The sequence below is a fragment of the Rhizomicrobium sp. genome, assembly GCF_056722145.1.
In genome coordinates this window covers 1-6,822 of the sequence record NZ_JBWZET010000139.1, presented here as the reverse complement: position 1 = coordinate 6,822, position 6,822 = coordinate 1, and the positions used below count along the sequence as shown (strand labels likewise).

Genomic DNA, 6,822 nt, shown 5'->3' with positions numbered 1-6,822 from the left:
AGCCGGTGATCCTCGACTTCATCGTGGCGCTTCAGCGCTATGAATCGTTCCTCGAACCCAACCACCTCATCGATCTCGTCAAAGCCGAGGAGTATTTCAATTGGCTCCTCGAGCGCCGCGGCGCCATTTTCGTCGCCGATGACGATCGCGGCCATGCCATCGGCTGGGCGGTCGTCTACGAAGAGCAGACCGAAGCCTTCATCCGCGCCGACGAACGCCTGTTTGCCTATCTCGCCGAGCTGTATGTGGCCGAAGACGGCCGTGGCACCGGCACCGGCACGGCGCTGATCCGCGCCTGCGAGAATTGGGCGGTGACGCACGGCTACGCCTCGATGCGCATCGACCTGTTGTCGCGCAACGAAAGCGCGGCGCGCGCCTATGCCAAGGCCGGCTATGTGCCCTACTGCCAGGAAGTGAAAAAGCGCCTGATGCCCGCCGCGGACGATGTCTCGGCGGCACTGCCGCCGGCGCGATTTTTCCCGGCCAAGCGCCTGCCGCTGTCGGCGGCGTGACGGTCACGGATGTGGTGAGACGACCCGGTCTCACCACGACAGACCGGTGGCGCAAGGCTGCTCTTCGGCCGCTGCGCGGCTGAGGTGCTGGTCTCGTCGCGGGGCACTCGGTATCGTCGCCGTCCACCAGACGGGGCTGATGCCATGATCACCGTGCGCCCGGCGCGCCTGCCGGACGACAAGCCGGCCATTCTCAGGTTTATCGACGGGCTGCAGCGCTATGAGGCAGAGTTCGAATCCGACCGCCGGCTCGACGCGTCGTATCCCGAGGACCAGTTTGCGGCGCTCCAGAAGCAGACCGAAAACGGCGTTTTCCTGATCGCCGAAGCGGAGGGCGTCGCGGTCGGCTGGGCCGCGGTCTATGAGCACGAAGCCCCGCCTTATGTGGTGGACGCCGAGCGCCGCTGCGCCGTGATCTGCGAAGCCTATGTCGAGGAAGCCGTCCGTGGTCAGGGCGCCGGACGGGCCCTGCTGACCGCCTGCGAAGCCTGGGCGCGGGGGCGAGACCTTCCTGTCATCCACATCGGCCATCTGGCGGGCAACGAACGGGCCGCTACCGTCTACGACAAGGCCGGGTTCTCGCCCTATGTGCAGCTAAGGCGCAAAAAGCTGAACTGACCGCCTGTTCCGGTTCTGTTCCAATGCAACCCTGACTGGGGACGAGGGGCTTGCCGCCGCGGCGTCTTAAATCGCAGAAATCTTTGCGGGCGAACCGGTTAAGGCGCTGAAGTGTCCGAGCCGGAGGGGTGGAACCGCTGCCCGATTGGCGATATGAACGGCGCGGGTGCAGCGAAAGGTCCGCTCAGGTGATCGATACAACAGATTTCTGCCCGAACTGCGGAACCAACCTGCAGCCGGCCGATACGGCGTGCCCGAGCTGCGGTACGGCGGTACACGGTGCACCGGCCGCCCCGAAGCCCAAGGGCGTCAACGGCGTGCTTTACAGCGCCAAAGCCAAGCCCGGCTATTGGATCGGCGGGGCCGCGGTGGTGGCCATTGCGCTGCTGTTGGCGTTCGGCAACCTGCTCGGGCCCAGCGGCAAGACGGTCTGCACCGCCACGCTCAACCAGGCGAAGGATTTCGGAGCGATCTCGCCGTCGGCCGAGCTCGATTCGTCGTCGGCGAAGTCGACCGACGTCAGGAACCGCAAATCCTGCACCGCCAAGGTCGGTGACGAAACCTATACCGTCGTTGCCGACGTCAAGAGTTCCGACGAGGACCACCACGCCTGCCGCGACTTCCTCAAGCAGAAGAGCTGTATCAGCCTCTACAGCGTGGCGCGCGCCGACGGCACCACCACCTATCAGGTGCGCGAGATTCCGCCGAACGAAACCGATGAGGCGCTGGCCAAGGCCGGTGTGCTGGCAACGCCGCCCGCCGGTCATACCACGACGCCCGGTGCCGAAACCCAGGGCGCGCAAGGTGGCGAGGCCAGCATGGACACCGAGACCGCCGTCAGTTCGGGCAGCCAGCAGGCGGCTCCGCCGGCGCAAGAGCCGCCGCCGGAACAGTAATCAGTCCACCATTGCCAGGACGGCTTGCCATTCGGCGGCCGTCACCGGCTGGACGCTGAGACGCGAATTCTTCACCAGCACCATGTCGCGCAGCGCCGGCGTCGCCTTGATGGCGGCGAGCGTCACCGGCTCGGTCAGCGCCCGCACTGCCTTGACATCGACGAGGCCGAACTTGGCGGTCGCATCGGTCGGATCGGGGCGATAGGTCCCGATCACCTCAACGATGCCGACAATCTGCCGCTCATCGCCGGAGTGATAGAAAAAGGCGAGGTCGCCCTTCGCCATCGCCTTCATGTTGTTGGCGGCCTGATGATTGCGCACGCCGCTCCACGGCTCGCCGGTGGCGCCCTTTTTGACCTGCTGCGCCCACGACCAGGTGCCCGCTTCGGTCTTCATCAGCCAATAGGCCATCAGAATTTGGCGTCGATCGGGTTGAAGGTCGGCTTCCACGGGCGGATGTCGGAGGAGGCGAACAGGCCCGCTTTCACATAGGGATCTTCGGCATGCCACGCCTTGATGGTTTCGAGGTCGGGCCCCTCCACCACCATCATGCTGCCGCACATCGCACTATCGGCGTCGAGGAACGGTCCGCCGAGCCGCATGCGGCCGGTCTCGCGGGCATACGCCAGATGCGCATCGCGGACCGAGAGGCGCAACGCCAATCCATCCGGCTTGTCGATCGCGGTGAGGACGAACAGCATGGTCACACCGTTTCCAGCGTGTTGATGGTCAGTTTCCAGGGGTGCAGTTCCTGGCGCTCGAACAGGCCGGCCTGATTGTACGGATCGTTGCGGACATAGGCTGCGGCCGCTTCGTAATCGGCCGCCTCGATAATGGAAAAGCTGCCGATCATATCGTCGGTGGGGCTTACGAACGGCCCGCCGAATTTCACCTTTCCGTTCGACTTGGTGTACTCGACGTGACGCGGACGGGTGGCGGCGCGCACCGCGGCTCCGCCGATCTTCTTGTCGAAGGCGATGAACATGAAAAACGGCATGGTGTCTCCTATTCGGATTTGAAGGGGCGGCTCATCAGCCGCGCAATGGACTGGTCGAGCGGCAGGCTGCCGTCGATGACGCTGGCCATGGTTTCGGCGACCGGCAGTTCGATTCTCTCGGCACGGGCGCGGATGACGAGCGCCGCCGCGGTCTCGACGCCTTCTGCCAAAGGCTGGCCGGGCTGGCGCAAGGACGCGATCGAGCGGCCGCGGCCGACTTCGGCGCCGAAATGGAAATTGCGCGAATGCGGGCTCGACGCGGTCAGCACCAGATCGCCGAGACCGGACAGGCCCATCAAGGTTTCGGCGCGGGCTCCGAGCTTGACGCCGAGCCGGGTCAGTTCGGCGAAACTGCGCGAGATCAGGGCGGCGCGGGCACTCTCGCCGAGGCCGAGGCCGTCAACGATGCCGCAGGCAATGGCGTAGACGTTCTTGGCTGCGCCGCCGAGCGCGACGCCAATGAGATCGTCGGTGGCATAGGGGCGGAAGGTGGCATGGCCGAGACTGACCTGCAGCCGCCCGGCAATGTCGCCGCGGGCCGCGATGGTCACCGCCGTCGGCAGACCCTTGGCCGCATCATGGGCGAAGGAGGGACCCGACAGGATCGCCGGCTCGCAACGCGCCGCCGCTTCGGCGAGGATTTCGGTGACGAGCTTGCCGCTGCCGCGCTCGATGCCTTTGGCGCAGACGACCAGTGGCGTGCCGGGACGCCCAACCGTGGCAAGCGCCGCCAGCGTGGCGCGCAGATGCTGGGCCGGCGGCACCACCAGCAACGCCTCGGCCGCCGCCGCTTGGGCGAGATCGCCGGTCGCCCGAATCGACGGCAGCAGCGGCACGCCGGGCAGGAAGATGGGATTGACGTGATCGCGGGTGATCGCCTCCACCACCTCGCTTTCGCGCGCCCACAGCGTCACGGTGGCGCCGGCGCGGGCGGCGGTCAAGGCAAGCGATGTCCCCCAGGCGCCGGCGCCGATCACGCCGATGCTGCCGTAAGGGGTTGGTGTGGGTGCAGTCTCGGCCATGGTGCGCCTCCAATGACGCCTATTAGCCTTTGAGTCGGGCCGGTGGCCAGGACTCTAGTTTGGAGACATCTCGATGGAAACCTCATCCTGAGGAGACCTTTGGCCCTCGCCCTTCGAGACGCCAGGTGCTCCTCAGGGTGAGGGCCAAAGGGCGTCTCGAAGGACCCTATCTTCTGCCGCAATCGGGAGCTATCAGGAAGTCATGCGCCGTCTCGCTCAAATTCTCGTTCTGGCTGTCGCCGCCGCGGTTGCGGTTGGGGCCGGTCAGCCGCCGCCGCCGCGTCCCGTCGAGTTTAGCGACACCGATCGCGCCGATCTCGACAAGGTCAGCGCCTATCTCAATGCCATCCGCTCGCTCGAGGGCGGCTTCGTCCAGGTCGGGCCCAACGGCCAGATCGATCAGGGCAAGTTTTATCTCGTCAAGCCGGGCAAGCTCCGTTTCGAATATCAGGCCCCGAGCCCGCTCCTGGTGGTCTGCGATGGCCACACCTTCGCAGTGTTCAACAGGAAGCTGAAGACGGTCGACCGCTATCCCCTGTCTTCGATCCCGCTTGATGTGCTGCTCGGCGAGCATGTCGATCTCAAGAAGGATGGCTCCATCGTCAAGCTGCAGCGCCAGCCCGGCATGCTGGTGATCGAGGCGCGCACCTCAAAAAACCGCGCCAAGGCCAACATCGCCATCACCTTCAGCTATCCGGCGCTGGAGCTGCGGCAATGGACGGTGATCGACGACCAGGGACTGCCGACCACGGTGGCGCTACGCGCGCTGCAGGCCGGCACCAGTCCCGATCCGTCGCTGTTCGTGCTGCGCGACAACCGTGGCGTCGGAGCCAAGACGCGGGATTGACGGCAATGCGGCGGCGGGTGGGTTTGATCTCGGACCGGCGCAGTGTCGAAGGCCAACCGGCGCATCTGGTGCTGGAACCCTATGTCGCCGCCGTGCGCGATGGTGCCGGGGCGGTGCCGCTGCTGCTCCCCGCGCTCGATCCGCCGCTTGACCATGACGACATTCTGGGGGCGGTCGATGGCCTCGTGTTCACCGGTTCGCCCTCCAATGTCGCGCCCCATTTCTACGGCGGGGCGCCGGCGCGCGCGCCGACGTGGGAAGACCTTCATCGCGATGCGCTGGCGCTGCCGCTGATCCGCACGGCGGTGGCGGCCGGCGTACCGATTCTCGCCATCTGCCGCGGCATCCAAGAACTGAACGTCGCCCTCGGCGGAACCTTGTTCCAGCACGTCCAGGAGGTGCCCGGCCGCATCGATCATCGCGAACCCGCCGGCCAGCCGGTGGCGGTGCAGTACGGCCCGGCGCACGAAGTCAGCGTGATCGAGGGTGGGGTGCTGGCCGCGATCACCAAGGAACGCCGGTTCATGGTGAATTCGCTGCACGGCCAGGGCATCGATGTTTTGGCGCCGGCTTTGCGGGTTGATGCGGTCGCCCCCGACGGCCAGGTGGAAGCGGTTTCCCTTAAGGAACCCAATGGCTTCCTGCTCGGACTGCAGTGGCATCCGGAGTGGCTTTGGGCCGAGCACCCGGTGTCCCGTGCCATCTGGGCCGCCTTTGCTGCAGCCCTCGCGTAAGCGTGACCTGGCCGTCAACCCTACCGCCGATCGGGTCCGTGCAAAACGGCAACGCGGCCGCCCCATTGCCCCCCGATGATTCCTTACAACTGTTGCTGATTTGCAGCTGTCATTTAAAAACCTTCACGTAACCCTTTGACCCAAAAAATAGTTGCAAACTGTGGCCTATTTGCATATGATCCTGGTGTGGAGAGACGGCGTTCGGCACGCACTGCCCCCCCGCTCGCAAGTCGAACCCCTCTTCGCAGCGGTGTCGGTCATCCCCTCCCGGCACTAGCGCGTAACGGCGCAAACGACGCCCGGCTGGCCCCCCCAGCCGGGCGTTTTTCTTGTCAGAGCTGGAAGGGTGAGCGGATCGGCTTTTCGAAAATGCCTTTGTGGCTACCAGCGAGACCGTGTGCGCTCAACCATAGGTCGAGTGCGGCGGGGTCGTAGGCGCTGCGTACCCACTCGGCGAGTGGGCGCCCGGCCGCGTGTTCGGCGGCGAAGGCGAGGAAGGGCTTCAGCCAATGCTGGCCCGGTTTCGGCTTGTGGCCATAGCGCACCGGATCGAACTGGGCCTCGGCCGCCGCCATGGCGCTCCAACCGTCGCGATAAAGAACGTAGAGAGCGCAAGCGAAGGCGGTGCGGTCGTGGCCGCCGGAGCATTTCATCAGCAGCGGGCGCGGGGCCGTGTCGAAGGCATCCATTAGCGTCGCCAGCATCGCCCGGGTCGGCAGATGGCGCGAGGACAGCATGGCATCGATATGGCTGGCGCCAAGCCGCTGGCAGACGCGCTTCTCATAACGCCACCACGACAGGTCGGCATTCTCGCCGCGGAGGTTGATGATCGCCTTCAGGCCATGGCGGCGCATCAGCCCTTCCAGGCCACCGAAAAACGCCTGCGACGAACGGGCCGCCTCGCCGCCGCGCAGCCAATGAAAGTTGTACAAGCGGTCGGTCAGAGGCATGTTCGCCGTCAAATCAGGGAGGATCGCCATGCAGTTTAGCAGAAAAGCGCTGGGGGCTCGGTGGGCGTGGACGAGTGTCGCGGCGATCGTGCTGGTGGCGATCCTGAACCTGCTCGACGGCGTCCTCAAGGCCCATACCGGCTACGGCACCGCCGACCTGCAATGGCTGAATTCGGGCTGGAGCATCCGCGTTATCGTCGATCACTGGACCAACCCGCCCGATGCGGCGCTGGCCGGTTTCCTGCT

General features: G+C 65.7%; 11 protein-coding genes. 6 read left to right on the top strand and 5 right to left on the bottom strand.

The features are described 5' to 3' along the window. The 3 genes from AC1P6P_RS07820 to AC1P6P_RS07810 all read left to right on the top strand — a co-directional run. Positions 1–512: GNAT family N-acetyltransferase (locus AC1P6P_RS07820; protein WP_481401875.1), on the top strand; the 512-nt coding region annotated here is incomplete at its 5' end. Between the two features lie 144 nt (positions 513–656). Then, positions 657–1,130: an N-acetyltransferase family protein gene (locus AC1P6P_RS07815; RefSeq protein ID WP_481401874.1), complete on the top strand. Its 474-nt coding sequence runs from the start codon at positions 657–659 to the stop codon at positions 1,128–1,130. A gap of 188 nt (positions 1,131–1,318) precedes the next feature. Next, the gene (locus AC1P6P_RS07810) at positions 1,319–2,026 is read left to right on the top strand and encodes a zinc ribbon domain-containing protein (RefSeq protein WP_481401873.1); all 708 of its coding nucleotides are present in this window, start codon (positions 1,319–1,321) and stop codon (positions 2,024–2,026) included. On the opposite strand, the gene AC1P6P_RS07805 is transcribed toward AC1P6P_RS07810, so the two are convergent. From AC1P6P_RS07805 to AC1P6P_RS07790, 4 genes are read right to left on the bottom strand one after another with little or no spacing between them, the layout of a single operon-like run. Continuing rightward, positions 2,027–2,437 (bottom strand): EVE domain-containing protein, encoded by a 411-nt coding sequence (locus AC1P6P_RS07805; RefSeq protein WP_481401872.1) that lies wholly within the window; start codon positions 2,435–2,437, stop codon positions 2,027–2,029. It abuts the gene before it with no gap. Beyond that, positions 2,437–2,727: a YciI family protein gene (locus tag AC1P6P_RS07800; RefSeq protein WP_481401871.1), complete on the bottom strand. Its 291-nt coding sequence runs from the start codon at positions 2,725–2,727 to the stop codon at positions 2,437–2,439. The genes AC1P6P_RS07805 and AC1P6P_RS07800 overlap by 1 nt, the downstream gene beginning before the upstream one ends. Positions 2,728–2,729: 2 nt before the next feature. Further along, the gene (locus AC1P6P_RS07795) at positions 2,730–3,023 is read right to left on the bottom strand and encodes a YciI family protein (protein WP_481401870.1); all 294 of its coding nucleotides are present in this window, start codon (positions 3,021–3,023) and stop codon (positions 2,730–2,732) included. Between the two features lie 8 nt (positions 3,024–3,031). After that, entirely contained in the window at positions 3,032–4,045 is a 1,014-nt protein-coding gene (locus tag AC1P6P_RS07790) for an NAD(P)H-dependent glycerol-3-phosphate dehydrogenase (RefSeq protein WP_481401869.1), read from the bottom strand. 202 nt (positions 4,046–4,247) lie between these two features. On the opposite strand from AC1P6P_RS07790, the gene AC1P6P_RS07785 reads away from it, so the two are divergent. Together AC1P6P_RS07785 and AC1P6P_RS07780 are read left to right on the top strand one after the other, a co-directional pair. Continuing rightward, entirely contained in the window at positions 4,248–4,892 is a 645-nt protein-coding gene (locus tag AC1P6P_RS07785; protein WP_481401868.1) for a LolA family protein, read from the top strand. Positions 4,893–4,897: 5 nt separating this feature from the next. Beyond that, positions 4,898–5,626, top strand: a complete 729-nt coding sequence (locus tag AC1P6P_RS07780) for a gamma-glutamyl-gamma-aminobutyrate hydrolase family protein (RefSeq protein WP_481401867.1) — start codon at positions 4,898–4,900, stop codon at positions 5,624–5,626. 332 nt (positions 5,627–5,958) lie between these two features. On the opposite strand, the gene AC1P6P_RS07775 is transcribed toward AC1P6P_RS07780, so the two are convergent. Further along, complete coding sequence (locus AC1P6P_RS07775; protein ID WP_481401866.1) at positions 5,959–6,576, bottom strand: protein-tyrosine phosphatase family protein; 618 nt, start codon at positions 6,574–6,576, stop codon at positions 5,959–5,961. Positions 6,577–6,604: 28 nt separating this feature from the next. Between AC1P6P_RS07775 and AC1P6P_RS07770 the strand changes: the two genes are divergently transcribed. After that, positions 6,605–6,822: hypothetical protein (locus tag AC1P6P_RS07770; RefSeq protein ID WP_481401865.1), on the top strand; the 218-nt coding region annotated here is incomplete at its 3' end.